Origin of the sequence: Variovorax sp. dw_308 (genome assembly GCF_019207085.1) — a bacterium.
In the GTDB taxonomy this organism is placed as follows: Bacteria; Pseudomonadota; Gammaproteobacteria; order Burkholderiales; family Burkholderiaceae_C; genus Variovorax.
The window spans coordinates 1-12,768 of sequence record NZ_JAATOM010000027.1 but is presented as its reverse complement, the minus strand read 5'-3'; the positions used below and the strand labels follow the sequence as shown (position 1 = coordinate 12,768).

Here is a 12,768-nt window from a genome sequence, read left to right as displayed (position 1 = left end):
GATCAAGCCGGCGCGCCGCGTTCGCACAACGAAAGATGCGCAATCAAGTGCGGTGGACGCGCGGTGAAGCGCGCAGGCGGGCGAAGCAAAAAAATGATTGCACCCGTCGAGAACCCAACGCGGTGGCTTGTTCTTCAACACCTTCATCACAGGAGCACCTCATGCAATCTCTCACTTACCTTACGCTGGACAAGGATGTCCGGCAAGTGCAGCCGCAACACGTCGACGCTTTCGCCGCGCAGGTCAGCGGCGGGGTGTTGACGGCTGCGGACGCGGCCTACGACGAGGCGCGCAGGATCTGGAACGGCACCATCGATCGTCGCCCGGCGTTGATCGCGCGGTGCATGAACGACAGCGACGTGCAGGCCGGCGTGCGCTTTGCAGCGGCGCACCGCATGCTGGTGAGCGTACGCGGCGGCGGCCACCACATCGCGGGCAACGCGGTGGCGGAGGGTGGGCTGATGCTCGACATGTCGGGCATGCGTACCGTCGACATCGATGTGGCGAAGCGCACGGCGCGCGTCGCGGCCGGCGCCTTGCTCGGCGATTTCGACAGCGCGGCGCAGGCGCACGGGCTGGCCACGCCGCTCGGCATCAACTCCACCACCGGCGTGGCGGGGCTCACGCTCGGCGGCGGCTTCGGCTGGCTGACGCGTCGCTACGGCATGAGCATCGACAACCTGCTGAGCGCGACCGTGGTGACCGCCGACGGCGCGCTGCGCGTGGCATCGGCGACTTCGCAGCCCGATCTGTTCTGGGCGCTGCGCGGTGGCGGCGGCAACTTCGGCGTGGTGACGTCGTTCGAGTTCCAGCTCCATCCCGTGGGGCCGGAGGTCTACAGCGGCCTGGTGGTCTATTCGTTCGCGCAAGCCCGCCAGGTGCTGCGCGCATGGCGCGATTTCAATGCCGAGGCGCCCGATGAGCTGAGCGTGTGGGCCGTGCTGCGCAAGGCGCCGCCGCTGCCCTTCCTGCCCGAGTCGGTGCATGGCAAGGAGGTGGTGGTGCTGCCGCTGGTCTACAGCGGCAGCGTCGGGGAGGGCGAGCGCGCTGCGGCCCCGGTGATGAAGTTCGGCGACCCGGTCGGCGTCGCGGTCGGCCCCACACCCTATGCCGGCTTCCAGACCGCGTTCGACCCGCTGCTGGCGGCGGGTGGTCGCAACTATTGGAAGTCGAACAACTTCAGCAAGATGAGCGATGCGGCGCTCGATGCCGTCATCTCGTCGGCCGCCTTCCTGCCCGGGCCGGAGTGCGAGATCTTCATCGCACAGCTTGGCGGCGCGATGGCGCGCGTGAAGCCCACCGCGACGGCCTTTGCCGGCCGCGATGCGCACTACATCATGAACGTGCACGGCCGCTGGTCTGATCCGCAGGACGACGACAAGGTGCGCGCCTGGGCCCGCCGCGCCTTCGAGGAAGCCGCACCGCACGCCACCGGCAGCGGCTACGTCAACTTCCTGACGGAGGACGAGGCAGAGCGCGTGAGCATGAGCTACGGCGTCAACTACGAGCGCCTGCAGGAGATCAAGAAGCGCTTCGACCCGGACAACCTGTTCCGCATGAACCTCAACATCGCGCCGGCGGCGCCTCCACATCGGCGGGTGGCGATATGAGCGCCAGCGGACTGGACTCTCGCGGCTGCCGCATCACCGGCACCACGTCCGCGAGCCTCATCGCCTTCGAACGCGCGCTCGCCGCCTTCCAGAACTGGCGCGCCGGCGCCGATGCGGAAGTCGACATCGCCCTGCACGAGGCGCCGGACTTCGTGATGGCCCATGTGCTGCGCGCCTGGCTGTTCCTGTGCAGCCGCGATCCGCAGCGCGTGCGTCTGGCGCGACCGCTCTTTGCGATCGCGGCCGGCCTGCCGTCCACCCTGCGCGAACAGCGGCACCTGACCGCCATCGCCGCCGTGCTGGGCGACGACTACGAAGGCGCGAAGTCCGCGCTCGGCGCGCTGTTGAAGCTGCACCCGCGCGATGTGCTGGCCCTGCAGGTGGCGCACGCGCTGGACCATGTCACCGGCGACCTGGCCGCGATGCGCGAGCGCGTGTCCGCCGCGCTGCCGCACTGGTCGTATTCCATGCCCGGCTATCACGCGGTGCTGGCCATGCATGCCTTCGCCCTGGAGGAGTGCGGCGAGTACGCGCGTGCCGAGGACGCGGCCCATGCCGCGTTGAATGCCAATGCCTTGAATGCACGCGCGCACCATGCCCTGGCGCATGTCTTCGAGATGACCGACCGGTTCGACGAAGGCGTGCAATGGTTGAACGGCCACGTCGACGCATGGGGCAAGGACACCGTGGTCGCGACGCATTGCCGGTGGCACCTCGCGCTGTTCCACCTGGCGCGCGGCGAATGCGACGCGGCATTGGCGCTGTATGACCGGCACATGGGCGCAGGGCAGTCCAGCGACATCGCGGACCTGATCGACGGCGCGGCACTGCTGTGGCGCGTCGGGCTGAGCGGGTGGCGATCCGGGCGCGCGCTGGGTCGAACTCGCGCAGGCATGGGCGCCGCGCATCGACGATGGTTTCTGCAGCTTCAACGACCTGCACGCAGCGCTCGCGTTCGTCGGTGCGCGCGACTGGGACAGCGCCAGGCGACTGGAGCAATCGCTGGCGCGTGCACAACAGTTGCCCACGCGGCACGGCGAGACCACGCGGCAACTCGGGCTCGCGTCATGCCGCGCCATGATCGCATTCGGCGCGGGCAACGACGCGCTGGCGATCACGCTGCTGGCCAGCCTGCCCCTGATGGCGCATCGGCTCGGTGGCAGCCATGCGCAGCGCGATGTGCTGCACCTGACGCTGCAGAGAGCCATCGATCGCATGCGGCGACCGGCGCGCAGGCTGCATCGCGTCGGACCGGCAACGATGCCTGGTGCGCCCGAGGCACTTGCGTGACTTCGCTTCTCCGGCTGGGGCCATAGAATTTTTGCGTCGCCATCTGCCAGATCCCTTCGACCCAGCCGGACCCACCCACCCATGAGCCAAGCTTTCACCGAATCCCCGTTCCTCTGCGGCCACCTGCGCCAGCCCCGCCAGATGCTGGCCGACCAGCGCTACGACGGCCACAAGTCCATCCACGACGACGCCATGGCGGAGGGGCTTGGCTTGCGTGCAGGACCGATCGAAGGACCGACGCATTTCAGCCAGTTCGATCCGCTGCTCTACAAGGTGTTCGGCCAAGCCTGGTTTGAAACGGGCTGCATCAGCGCGCACTACCAGAACATGGTGGTGGAGGGCGAGGAGGTGCGCGCCTTCGTCGAGTCGACGCCGTCGCAACCACGCTTCGTCCGCATCTGGGCCGAGAAGCGCGACGGCACGCCGGTGCTCACGGGCTCGGCTTCGGTCGGCGACGCGAATGGCCTGCCGCACGAGATCCAGCAACGCATCGCCAAGCTGCGGCCAGCCACGGGGCTGGTCATCAACCGCGACCTCAAGGTAGGGCAGCGCGGCGCGGCCGTCGAGAAGATCCGCATGGGTTTCGACGACCACATGGGCGACCACTATCCGTTCACGCTGGCCGACAAGCTGAAGGTCATCACCGAGCCCTGCGCATGGTATTCACGCGAGACCGGAAGCCAGTCGCCCTGGGGCCGGCCGATCATCCCGATGGAGATGATCAGCGTGCTGCTCGGCGCCACCTCCGCCGAGGCCGGGCTGAGCGGGCGCAAACCGGCCGTCGGGCTGTTCGCGGGCCAGGAGATCCGCCTGCTGAAGGGGCCGCTGTTCGTTGACCAGGCCTACGAGCTGGAGCGCGAGATCATCGCGCTGAGCGAGAGTGCGCGCACCGAATCGGTCTGGATCCGCACGAGGGTCTTCGAGGCGGGTTCGCGCGAGGCGGTGGCGGAGATGATCCTCAATGGGGCGGTGATGAAGGCGTCGTATCCGGCGTATGAGGAAGAGGCTCGCGCGCTGGGGCTGTCGTAAGTGAGAGCCTGACCGGCGATGAGCAGTCGTCTATGGGCGTGAACTGCCAAGGGCGCCGGTGGACAGCGCGAGCGTCGCCGCCGCCGACAGCGCCGTGCTGTAGGCGTCGGCACGCACGTTCCTGGCCAGCAGCAGCTGCGTTTCCGCCAGGTTCACATCGGTGATGGAGCCGACCCCACCGCGATAGGCGCCGAGTGCCGCATCAAAGGTGGTCTGCGCGGCCGACACCAGCGCCTTCGAGGCGTCGTGGGCGGCCAGGCTGGTGCGCAGGGCGTTGTCCGCGAGCACGATCTGGCGCACCGCTTCCTCGCGAATGCGCGTGAGCCGGGCTTCGGCGCTGTCGGCGTCGGCGCGGGCCTGGGCCAGCATCGCATCGCGCGTGCCGCCGTCGTAGAGCGGGATGGTCACGCCCGCGAAGACCGTGCCGCCGAGGCGCTTGCCGTTGATGTTGACGGTCGGGGATTGCTGCCCGATGGAGGGCAGCGCCGTCACGTCCAGGTTGCCCGAGTTGTAGGCGCCGGTGGCCGACATGAAGATCTTCGGCTTGAACTCCGCCTCCGCCGCGCGCACCTTCGCGAGGCTGGCTTTCTGAGCGGCGTAGGCGCCCAGCACGTCGGGGCGCCGCGACAACGCTTCCGAGACGATGCTCTCGACGGAGGCAGCCATCGCTGGCGACAACTGGCGGTCTGATACGTCGGCAATCCTGATCTTCGTCAACGGCGAGATGCCCATGGCCGTCACCAGCCGCAGATAGGCGTCCTGCGCTCCGCCGGTCGCCTGCACCAGCGCGAGATTGGCTTGTGCCGTGGCCTGGCGCGCCTGGGCCACCTCGACGACGGTCCCGATGCCATGCTTGCGCCGGTCTTCGGCAGCGGCCTGCACGGACTCGGTGTTCTTCAATGACTGCGTCGCCGTCGCGAGGCGCGTGCGCGCCGCGGCGTTGGCGTAGAAGGCCAGGCTGACGTCGTAGATGACCTGCTGGTGGGCCGCGGTGAAGGCGATGTTCGACACCAGCGATGCCTGCTTTGCCGCCTCGACGATGGCCGCCCTGCCGCCGAAATCGAACAGCAGCCACACGAGCGAAACCGCCGAGATGACGCCGGTCGCGGATTCCCTGCCGTTGCCGCTGAACCCGAGCACCGAGTCGTTGCTGCTGCTCGACTGGTAGGCGCCCACGGCACTCGCCGTGATCCGCGGCAGGTAGGTGCTTTCAGCGATGCCGGCGGCGAGTGCGACACGACGCGCGTCGTTCCATGCGATGCGCGTCTGCGGGTTGCTGGATTGCGCGAGGTCGATCAGCTCGGGCAGGGTGTAGTCCCTGGCTTCGTCGATCGCGGGCCCCGGGGGGAAAACCGCCAGTGCCGGATTGGCGGGCAGCACGTAGCCGCCAGTGGGTGCATCGGCCGCACCCTTCTGGCCGGCGATCATCTCGCCCTCGGAGGTGATGGCCGGCGTCCAGGGCCGGTCGGGCTGCGGCGGCGCCATCTCGAGTGCCGACGTGGCGCAACCGGCCAACCAGGCCGCGCACAAGGCGCATGTGATGGCGCCTTCAAGCCGGCGCATGGTCGGCCCTCCCATCCTGGCCTTCGCTGGATTCATGGACCAGGGCTTGCTCCAGGGACACGAGATGGGCATCGATGTGCCGACGCATGGCGCGCGTGGAGATGTCAGGCAGGTCCTGGCGCCAGGCTGCGAACGGCGAGCCGATGCCCACGCCGGAAGCGGCTTGCCGATCGCCGTCGCCATCGGCAAGTCGGTCGAGCCGATGGGCGATCCTGTGGGCTTGCACCGGATCGAGGGAGGCGCTCAGGAGCAGCGGGCCCTGGAGATCGGCGATCTCCTGTGTTGCCTGGGTCCGGGCAGCCAGCCAGTCCCGGGCCGGGCGGATGCTGCCCGGCTCATAGCGCAAGAGCCCCATGTCCTGCCGCAGGGTGCCCATGGTGGCGTGGGCCTCACCCGCGATCGCGTAGCGCTTCGAATGGCCGGCGGCCAGGATCATGGCGCTCAACTGGCGCAGCACAGACGCGATGGCAGGATCGATCCGCCGCGCCACGCTGACCGGCCAGATGGCCGTGAACACCGCATAGACCACCAGGTTGCCGAACAGGATGCCGACGACCCGGTCCCGTGCGACCACCATGTCGAAGCCGGGGCCGGCGCCCTGGATCACGCACAGGAAGAAGGCGAATGCGATCTGGAACCCGGCGTAGGCGATGCGGGGCGTGCCGGCCGCGATCCAGCCCGACGCGAGCGCGGCGAGGAAGACGATCGTCAGCAGGCCGCTGATCGAGGTCACGCTGGGCATCACGAAGACGAGCGTCGCGAGCCCGGCGGCGGCACCGACCAGGCAGCCCAGTATCCGCAGCGTCAGCTTCTCGACGGTTTCGGCCGCGGTGCCGAGCGAAACGATGTAGCAGGTGATCAGGCTCGTGTGGATGCCTGGCCATTCGAGCAGCGTATAGACGACGTAGCAGAACATGGCCGCAGCGGTCGTCTTGAGTGCGTACTGGACGTGTTCCGGGTTGGTGAAGGCGTCAGGCAGGAAGAAGCCACCCGCAGGCTGCGGCTGCGCTGGCGTGGGCGGGTGCTCGGGCGGTGGCGCCTCCGGCAAGGGCGGCTCGGCGAAGTGCGCCAGAGCCTCCTTCATTTCCGCCAGGATCGCGGCACCCTCGGGCGGCAAGGCTGGCTCGGTGTCTTCGAGCGGGAGCGCGATCTCCACCGGATACCCTCCGGCGCGCAGGACCGAGGCCATCTCTTCGAGCGTGCCCGCCACGCGATGGCGCAACGGGGGCGGCCACGTGCCGGCGGCGCTGCGTTCGACCAGGTCGACGAGCAGGAGGATCTGTGTCGTGGACGCCGTGGCTTGCCGTAGCGCGGCGATGTCCGCGGCAGCGGACGACTTTTCTGCCGCGGCCAGTTTCAGCCACTTCTGTATCTCGCCCGATCCTTCGGCCAGGCACTCGCCAAGGACTTCCCGACTGCGCGCCGCGGACGTCGCGAGCACGTCCGCTGCGACAGCGAGCCGATGCGCCAGCGCGCGCTCCGCAAGGCGCCGCGGCGCCGGGCCGACGAGCAGGTTGACGGCAATCGAGACGCTGGCCGGGATGCCCGCGAAGAGCCAGGCATAGAGGAGGCCGCGGGTCGCCAGTTCGCCGATCTGCGCGTTGCTCAGCAGGTCGAGCGCATAGGCCACGACCAGCGCGAGGATCCCGCCGATCGGCCGCAGCTTGCTCGCAGTGGCGACGAAGAGCAGGCCGAAGGACAGGACCGCCATGGCTGCCACGCGCCACAGCGGGTAGTCGATCACCACCGTCGAGACGACCAGCACGAAGCTGATGATCAACGTGATCAATATCAGGATCGCGAGGCTCATGATCACGCTGGTGGCGCGGTCGGGCTTCATGACGAAGAAGGCGACGTAGGCGGTGAGTGCGGCCTCTGGGGTCTGGTAGGTCTCGGCAACGAGCGTCGCCAGGGCACAGATCAGCGCCAGCCTGAGCGCGAACTCCAGCCTGCCGGGTGACGGCGCAAGGAGTTCGAGGAAGCTCGCGAGAGGCGCTGCCGGCCGCTGCTCACTTGCACGCGTGGCCATGCTGCACCTCGACGGCGGCTGTGGCGCCCAGCCTCATGAGCCGGGCGGGCGGCTCTTCGAGGCGAATGCGCACGGGAAAGCGTTGAGCCACCTTCACCCAGTTGAGCGAGCGCTCGACAAAGGGCAGCGAGCGTGGCAGGTTGATGCGGCCGCTGTCGAGGACGCCATAGCCGATCCCCTGCACGACGCCCTTGATGGGTTGCCCGCGATCGAGCATCGAGTACACCGTGGCGCAGTCGCCTTCGGCGATGGCTGAAAGATCGTTCTCGCGGAAGTTCGCGACCGCGAACCACTCCTCGGTGTTGATCAGCGTGAACAGCGACTGGGACGGCGCGACGATCTCGCCGGGCGACACGGTCAGGCCGACGACGCGACCGCTGTGCGGCGCACGGACCGTGGTGTCCTCGAGTGCACGCTGCGCGATGCCGACTGCGGCCTCGCGCGCATGGACCGCGGCCTCGGCCGCCGCATCGGTGTCGACTGCGCGACCGGCCGCAGCCTGCTGCTCCTGCGCCTGCCGCAGCGAAGTCGCCGCGTCGCGCTGCGCGGTCTGTGCCTGGTCGAGTTGCTGGTCCGGCACATAGCCCTTGGCGGCCAGCGGCCGCAGTCGATCGACGGTGCGGTTGGCATGTTCGAGATTGGTGGCTGCGCGCCTGGCCTGGTCGCCGGCAACGACGGCCGTCGAGCGCTGCGTCGACAGCACGCGCCGCTGCGTCTCGAGCGCGGCCTTGGCGAATTCGAGTTCCGCCTGCGCCTGCGTCAGGACAAGCCGGTAGGGCTCGGGATCGATCTGGAAAAGAAGATCGCCCTTGGCCACGCTTGCGTTCTCCGCGACCCCGATCTCGATGATCCGTCCACCGACGACCGAGGCGACGTGGACGATGTCGGCATCGATCGAGGCATCGTCTGTCGACGGCATGCTGGCGTGCCGGTGCGCCACATAGATCCCGAGGCCGATCGCGATCGCGATGATCGCCGCGGACGCCAGTTTTCCCCAGAGGGGAGGGCGGTGGATTCCTGCGGCCTTCATGCGCTCAGGCAAACCAGAGCAGCCAGGCGAGGAGGGCGAAGCTGAGCCCGATCGCCGTGCACACGAAAAGCTGCAACGGAAGGGCAGAGGACAGGCCCGTCGCGACGAACACTGCGCGCGCGCAGATCGAAGCCACGATCCCGAGGAATGCGCACAGCATCCACGCGGGAAAGTAGGTGCCGAACAGTGCGAACGATGGCGCCCCACGCTGGCTGCAGCCGCTCAGTGCCAGCGGGATCATTGGCAAGAACAGCGCACGCGCAGGACGCTGGCGAACCATGCCGGCAGGCGCAAATCGCTTGGACTTCTCGATCCTCTTCGGCATGCGGGGCATCCTACGATACGTCCACGAATGTTCGCAATGCCGGGCGGTCTCGTGCATGACCCCAGAGTCGTGCAGCAGCGCACTCCTCTCGTGCGTTTCCTGTGCGTCTCTCGTGCACCTCGGATGTGGCAGCAGGTTGTTGGTCAATGGGGTACCCCATCCTGATCCAGCCCGCCGGGCATCGAGTCGCACCTAATATCAGCGTCCCGATGACGCACTTTGGTGCGGCCCATTCGACGAGCGCTGCTTCGACGAGAGCCCGATCAATTTCTGACTGGAGGCCGGTGGTGCTTTCTCACGACTTCGCGGCGCGGTATGCCCCGGAAGCAGCTTTCCTGAGCGTCTTTGCTGCGTCGATCGGCGTTCCGTTCCCCGCCTTTGCGACGCTCGTATTGATCGGGGCATCGCTGTCTCTCGTCGACGCCGCATCGTCGACCTGGGGCCTGGGCGTGGCGATCGCGGCAGCGGTGCTTGGCGGCCTGCTGGGAGACCTCGTGTGGTTCCTGGGCGGGCGCAGGTACGGTGACCGGACGCTGCGAACCATCTGCCAGTTGACGATGTCGAGGGACAGCTGCGTCACCAAGACAGAGCGGTTCTATGGGCGGTGGGGTGCGCGGATACTCATCTTCGCGCGCTTCGTCCCGGGGCTCTCCTTGGTCTCGGTGCCGCTTGCCGGCGCCATGCGCGTGGAGGTGCCGGCCTTCCTTTGGCGGGATGCGGTCGGCCTGCTGATCTGGGCGTCGGTTGCCATCTGCATCGGGCCATTGATCGCGCCTCAGCTGGATGCGATCGTCTCGACCATCGCGGGCGCGAATACCAGCGCAGTTGCCGGCGTGGCGGCGGTCTTGATCGTCGCATGCGTGGCGTACCGGCACTGGCGGCGGCAATCGCTGCTGCGCCTCTACAGCACCCACCGCATCCTGGTGCACGAGCTCTACAAGCTGATGGCGGAGGATGTGGCTACCAAGGTCTTCGATGTGCGTTCGGCCGAGAAGCGGAAGATCGATCCTTACGCGATCAAAGGCTCGACGCTGGCGGATGAAACGGCCCTGCTGGACATGGCGGCCATGTTCGTGCCGGACCAGAAGGTCGTCATCTACTGCTCGAGCCCGAATGACGTGACCGCGGCGACGATCGCAAGCGAGCTGCGGAGCAGGGGCGTGCAGGCCGCGCGGGTCCTTACAGGTGGGCTGGCGGCCTGGCGCGAAGCCGGCTTCGGCGTTGTCAAGCTGAATGGGCCCGGCATCGCGTAGAGCCGCGTCGCAATGCGCATCGAGATGCCGGGCGCGATGGAAACGGGGTACCCCGATTCGCTTCGTCTCGACGTTGACTCGCAGCGGTGCGAGTCCTAGTCTGTCGCACCGAGCTGTTGCTCCAATCGGGGTACGCATGGCCCGTCGAATGAGGGTTCAAACATGAACGGTCGCAAGGTGGCGGTCTACTACGCGTGGGACAGGTCGATGGAAACCAGTGCGCCGCTGGCCGTCCTGGACAATCGGTTCCCGGCGCTGTTCGAGAGCCGTCGGATGCTGTACCCACGCTTCAGCGAGTTGTCCGACCCTGGACGCTTCAACCAGGGCATCGAAGGTTTTCTGGACCAGATCCTGAAGAAGAACTTCGTCGAGTTCGTCGAACTGGCCAACGGTGAGACTGGGAATCCTGTCCTGGAGATCGAGCGCGGCGGGCACGACGATCGGCACACGCCGCTTGGCAATGAACTCCTGCGATCCATCGACACGCTGATCGTCATCAGCTTCGATTCGATCCGCACGGCGCAGCAGGCCAGCGCCGCGGAGATCGCTGGCGTCACCGAGTTTCTTGCGCGGCCGGACAACCTGGTCTTTGTCTGTCCTCACCACAGCATCGGTCACGCGGATGAAGCGTCGGAGGTCGTTCTCTCGGACCTTCAGTTGCAAGAGTTCCTGCATCACGGCGACAAGACGATTCCGCCGCAGCAACGCTTTGGCGCCTTCGCCAGGTCGCTGCTGTCGGGGCTCGGCGTTCCCGTGGAGAACCTCTTCGGTCTGCGCCCTGCGGTACAGGCAGATGGGTCACCGATGCCGGTCAGGATCGAAAAAGGCCTGGACCGTCTTGGTGTCCTTGACGGCGTGACGACCTTCAACGCGCATCCCCATCTCCCGCATCTCAGGCGGGTCGGCGATGGCGGCGAGAAGCTGGAGGTGCTGGCCCGCCAGTCCATCGACACGGCGGCGCCATCGCACTCGTTTGTGCAAGGCGGTCGAAGCGACTTCGACGCCTTGTTGCAGGCAAGACCGGGCGTCTTTGCCGGCACCCTCCTGGTCGGCGATGCGACGCTCTGGAGTTCCACGGCAGGTGGCGTCGACAGCTTGCGTCGTCTTTGGAAAAACGTCGTCGGGCGCCCGAGCCGTCCATGAACAGAGCTGTTTGCTTCAACGCCGGAGTGACCTTCCCGTGAGGCTCCGAGGAAGGTGTTTCAGGCTGCCGCAACGCCGCGCCCAGCCACGCCTGCGCGCTCGATGGCAACGGGGCCGCTCGACCCTCCCGCACTCGTCTTGATGCGGACCGGCACGGACTTGAAGGACGGCGTGAGGCTGTCCGGGTCCACGTGCTCAAGCGCGACCAGGGCCTGCGTTTCCGGGTAGTAGCCGCCGCAGCAACCTGGAGGGATGTCATAGCGCACGAGCGTCAGGCCTCGAACGATGCGGTCCGCCTTCTCGTGGTCGAGGGCGGTTGCCACGTCCACGAGATCGCCTTCGCGAAGATCCAGGCGGTTCAGGTCTGACTCGCTGATGAACAGGATGTCCCTTCTGCCGAAGACGCCTCGGTATCTGTCGTCCAGGCCGTAGATCGTGGTGTTGTACTGGTCGTGCGATCGCATGGTCATGAGCTTGAGGACATCCCCGCCGGGGGCGAGCATGTCTTCCTCCAAGCCGGCGAACACCGAGAAATTCGCTTTCCGGCTCTCGGTGTTCCAGACCCTGCGCTGTGCCGCATTCGGTAGCTGGAAGCCGCCGGGTGTCTGGATGCGCTTGTTGAAACCTGCGAAGTCCGGAAACACCGCTTCTATCTGGTCGCGAATCAAGGAATAGTCGGCCGCGAGCGCGCGCCAGTCCACGCTGGAACGATCACCCAGCGTGGCCTTTGCCAGGCTCGCCACGATCCAGGGCTCCGAGCGAACGTGATCGCTCGGTGGCGCCAGGAAGCCGGACGAGGCGTGAACCATCGACATCGAATCCTCGACCGTCACTGACTGCCGGCCGGTCTCCTGCATGTCGAGTTCGGTGCGGCCCAGGCAGGGCAGGACATAGCTCTTCTTGCCCGTGAGCAAGTGCGTCCGGTTGAGTTTCGTCCCGATGCAGACCGAAAGGTCCAGCGCGCGGAAGGCCTCGAAGGCGGCGCCGGGATCCGAGGTTGCAACGGCGAGATTGCCGCCGAGCGAGATCATGGCCTTGGACGAACCGGCCCGCATAGCCGCGATGCTCTCCACCACGGAGTGACCGTGCTTTCGGGGCGGGTCGAAGGCGAAGACATCACGCAGCCGGTCGAGAAAGGCTTCGCTGGGCCGTTCCGTGATGCCGACAGTCCTGTTGCCCTGGACGTTCGAGTGGCCTCGCAGCGGACAGACGCCCGCGCCCGGGCGGCCGATGTTGCCTTTGAGCAGCAGGAGGTTGACGACCTGCTGGACGTTCTGGGTGCCGGTCACATGCTGCGTGATCCCCATGCCCCAGCAGGCGATCGTCGATCTGGCCGCGCCATACACCCGGGCCACCTCCACGAGGTCGTCACGAAGAAGCCCCGAGCATCGTTCGATGCTTTCCCAGCTCGTCTGCCGAATGTCGGCGGCGAAATCGTCGTAGCCGGTGGTGTGGGTGGCGATGAACTCGTCGTCGAGAAGCGGCGCTTCTCCTGC

The 12,768-nt window shown here is 67.2% G+C and carries 10 protein-coding genes; 5 read left to right on the top strand and 5 right to left on the bottom strand.

The annotated features are described in order from the left end of the window. Positions 1 to 161: 161 nt before the first annotated feature. Genes HCU76_RS31245 through HCU76_RS31235 form a run of 3 tightly spaced genes read left to right on the top strand, consistent with a single transcriptional unit; the run spans position 162 to position 3,929 of the window. The gene (locus tag HCU76_RS31245; protein WP_218511432.1) at positions 162 to 1,610 is read left to right on the top strand and encodes an FAD-binding oxidoreductase; all 1,449 of its coding nucleotides are present in this window, start codon (positions 162 to 164) and stop codon (positions 1,608 to 1,610) included. Beyond that, entirely contained in the window at positions 1,607 to 2,926 is a 1,320-nt protein-coding gene (locus tag HCU76_RS31240; RefSeq protein WP_218511431.1) for a tetratricopeptide repeat protein, read from the top strand. Before HCU76_RS31245 ends, HCU76_RS31240 begins: the two co-directional genes overlap by 4 nt. A 55-nt stretch (positions 2,927 to 2,981) precedes the next feature. Beyond that, the gene (locus HCU76_RS31235; RefSeq protein WP_218511430.1) at positions 2,982 to 3,929 is read left to right on the top strand and encodes a hypothetical protein; all 948 of its coding nucleotides are present in this window, start codon (positions 2,982 to 2,984) and stop codon (positions 3,927 to 3,929) included. A gap of 30 nt (positions 3,930 to 3,959) precedes the next feature. Here the strand turns inward: HCU76_RS31235 and HCU76_RS31230 are convergent, their stop codons facing one another. Genes HCU76_RS31230 through HCU76_RS31215 form a run of 4 tightly spaced genes read right to left on the bottom strand, consistent with a single transcriptional unit; the run spans position 3,960 to position 8,876 of the window. Further along, a complete protein-coding gene (locus HCU76_RS31230; protein WP_218511429.1) occupies positions 3,960 to 5,492 on the bottom strand; it encodes a TolC family protein in 1,533 nt (510 codons plus the stop codon). Continuing rightward, on the bottom strand, positions 5,479 to 7,521 hold the full coding sequence (locus tag HCU76_RS31225; RefSeq protein ID WP_218511428.1) for an FUSC family protein: 2,043 nt from the start codon (positions 7,519 to 7,521) through the stop codon (positions 5,479 to 5,481). The genes HCU76_RS31230 and HCU76_RS31225 overlap by 14 nt, the downstream gene beginning before the upstream one ends. Then, positions 7,502 to 8,551, bottom strand: a complete 1,050-nt coding sequence (gene mdtN, locus HCU76_RS31220) for a multidrug transporter subunit MdtN (protein WP_218511427.1) — start codon at positions 8,549 to 8,551, stop codon at positions 7,502 to 7,504. The genes HCU76_RS31225 and mdtN overlap by 20 nt, the downstream gene beginning before the upstream one ends. A gap of 4 nt (positions 8,552 to 8,555) precedes the next feature. Continuing rightward, complete coding sequence (locus tag HCU76_RS31215; RefSeq protein WP_371319937.1) at positions 8,556 to 8,876, bottom strand: YtcA family lipoprotein; 321 nt, start codon at positions 8,874 to 8,876, stop codon at positions 8,556 to 8,558. Positions 8,877 to 9,163: 287 nt separating this feature from the next. Here HCU76_RS31215 and HCU76_RS31210 point away from each other — a divergent pair, with 287 nt between their 5' ends. Both HCU76_RS31210 and HCU76_RS31205 read left to right on the top strand, forming a co-directional pair. Further along, positions 9,164 to 10,129: a VTT domain-containing protein gene (locus HCU76_RS31210; protein ID WP_218511426.1), complete on the top strand. Its 966-nt coding sequence runs from the start codon at positions 9,164 to 9,166 to the stop codon at positions 10,127 to 10,129. 162 nt (positions 10,130 to 10,291) lie between these two features. Then, positions 10,292 to 11,272, top strand: coding sequence for a hypothetical protein (locus HCU76_RS31205; RefSeq protein WP_218511425.1), 981 nt, complete (start codon positions 10,292 to 10,294; stop codon positions 11,270 to 11,272). Between the two features lie 59 nt (positions 11,273 to 11,331). On the opposite strand, the gene HCU76_RS31200 is transcribed toward HCU76_RS31205, so the two are convergent. Further along, the coding region (locus HCU76_RS31200) for a molybdopterin dinucleotide binding domain-containing protein (RefSeq protein WP_218511424.1) at positions 11,332 to 12,768 on the bottom strand (1,437 nt) is incomplete at its 5' end.

Excerpts from the sequence above, each read along its gene's own strand:
- HCU76_RS31245 (WP_218511432.1), top strand. The coding sequence starts at position 162 with ATGCAATCTCTCACTTACCTTACGCTGGACAAGGATGTCCGGCAAGTG.
- HCU76_RS31240 (WP_218511431.1), top strand. The coding sequence starts at position 1,607 with ATGAGCGCCAGCGGACTGGACTCTCGCGGCTGCCGCATCACCGGCACC.
- HCU76_RS31235 (WP_218511430.1), top strand. The coding sequence starts at position 2,982 with ATGAGCCAAGCTTTCACCGAATCCCCGTTCCTCTGCGGCCACCTGCGC.
- HCU76_RS31230 (WP_218511429.1), bottom strand. The coding sequence starts at position 5,492 with ATGCGCCGGCTTGAAGGCGCCATCACATGCGCCTTGTGCGCGGCCTGG.
- HCU76_RS31225 (WP_218511428.1), bottom strand. The coding sequence starts at position 7,521 with ATGGCCACGCGTGCAAGTGAGCAGCGGCCGGCAGCGCCTCTCGCGAGC.
- mdtN (WP_218511427.1), bottom strand. The coding sequence starts at position 8,551 with ATGAAGGCCGCAGGAATCCACCGCCCTCCCCTCTGGGGAAAACTGGCG.
- HCU76_RS31215 (WP_371319937.1), bottom strand. The coding sequence starts at position 8,876 with ATGCCGAAGAGGATCGAGAAGTCCAAGCGATTTGCGCCTGCCGGCATG.
- HCU76_RS31205 (WP_218511425.1), top strand. The coding sequence starts at position 10,292 with ATGAACGGTCGCAAGGTGGCGGTCTACTACGCGTGGGACAGGTCGATG.